At 34.9% G+C, this 1549-nt stretch carries 1 protein-coding gene; it reads right to left on the bottom strand.

The window, feature by feature from the left end; translation table 11 throughout:
• Window positions 1-187: 187 nt before the first annotated feature.
• The gene (locus tag Q1B07_RS26485) at window positions 188-1417 is read right to left on the bottom strand and encodes an IS4 family transposase (RefSeq protein WP_299095771.1); all 1230 of its coding nucleotides are present in this window, start codon (window positions 1415-1417) and stop codon (window positions 188-190) included.
• Window positions 1418-1549 lie beyond the last annotated feature (132 nt).

The following is a 1549-nucleotide window of genomic DNA, read 5'->3' as shown; positions in this document are numbered from 1 at the left end:
TCACTAGCTTTGCATAAAAATCTTAGCATTTAGTCAACCATCTCATAAAATGGGAAATAATCCAAAATAATTACATTAAATAACATTACTGAATATTCAGATTTATCGTTTCCCCATATGAATTAAAAAGGGATAACAATTAACCAATTTGGCAATCTTCCATCCAGTAATTTACAATTCTGTTTTCTTAATGTATAGGGTCGTATTTTAAATCATCTAAGTGCTCACATTCCTGATTCTCATACTGGAGAAGCGTCTCTTTAAAAATTCTTTCATGATCTAACTTTTTACGTCCCTTTGATTTTCGTGTAGGCTTTCTAAACAATTCCCTTTTCAAGGTGGACAATGCTAAATGCCAACACATTCGTAGGTACTTTTGAAGTGTCCAAAGGGAACCGTCAAAAGAAAGGGTTTGTTTCATTAATAAAGTTAGACAAAATGTGATCATAGCTAAAAAGATTTGATTTTCAACGGCCTGTGAACTTTGCCCAAAGATACGCTTTACGACTAAATGTTGTTTCATCCATTTGAAAAATAGTTCAATTTGCCAACGATTTCGATATAAATCACTAATTTCTTCTGCACTGATTTTTGCGTCGTTCATGACAATTCGAATCAAGTTTCCTTGTGTATCTCTTGTTTCTACTAGACGTAAAGGGTGTTTCATTTTTCCAATTTTAACAACTGCTTCTCGCATAATTGATGAGTCTGGTTCGATTGGAACTTCGTCAATGATTTGAATAACTGTATTTTCTTTTAGTCTAGTAACGAAACGAATCCCTTTGGCACAGTACTCATCGAATTTTTCAAAATCGAAGTAGCCTCGATCAAAGACATGAAGGGCTCCTTGTTCTTCGACAATTAAAGTATCCAGCTGTGTAACGTCTGCAGGTCGTGCAGGTGTAACCATCAACTTATCAGGATAGGTTACGTCTTCGCAGAACACAACACGCAGATGAAGCTTCACTCCAGCTTTGGTCGGTCGGAAATCTGCCCAACGGTGTTTACTTAATGCAAGAGAAATCGTAGAGGAATCAATAAGATGGATTTTACCAAGTGCCTCATTCGATTTTTTGACTCCAAAATGGCGATGCAGTTTTTGAACCAAATGGTGAAAAATCGCTTTGAATAAATCAGGCGAGATCGAACCTAGTTTACGAGATAGTGTGGCTGTACTAATGCTTTTCAGCCCGATTTCCTTTTGTAGTTTTTTATTTGTCTTAAGGTCTAGGCTTATATCAGTTAAGCTTTCGATCTGTTTCAGCTGCGCATAAATAAAAAGTTTAAGGAATTTCAAACTATCCAGCTTTTTCACATATCGATCAGTTTTTAACGTTTCAATCATTTTTGAAATGACACGACTATCAAGTGCATATAGGTATTCACAAAATGTAGTTTTTCTGTTATTCTTGTCCATGGGTTACTCCTTTATAATTAGGGATTTGGACAAGATTGCCAAACTTAATTATAAGGAGTTTTTTTGTGTTCTAACAGACTTTTTTTAAAAAAACTATTGACAAAGAGGAATTTATTTAATGCAAAGCTAGTG

This window comes from uncultured Metabacillus sp., from assembly GCF_947503125.1.
Taxonomy (GTDB): domain Bacteria; phylum Bacillota; class Bacilli; order Bacillales; family Bacillaceae; genus Metabacillus.
The sequence above is the reverse complement of the archived record's forward strand: the minus strand, read 5'-3'. Positions and strand labels throughout refer to the sequence as shown.

Excerpts from the sequence above, each read along its gene's own strand:
- Q1B07_RS26485 (WP_299095771.1), bottom strand. The coding sequence starts at position 1,417 with ATGGACAAGAATAACAGAAAAACTACATTTTGTGAATACCTATATGCA.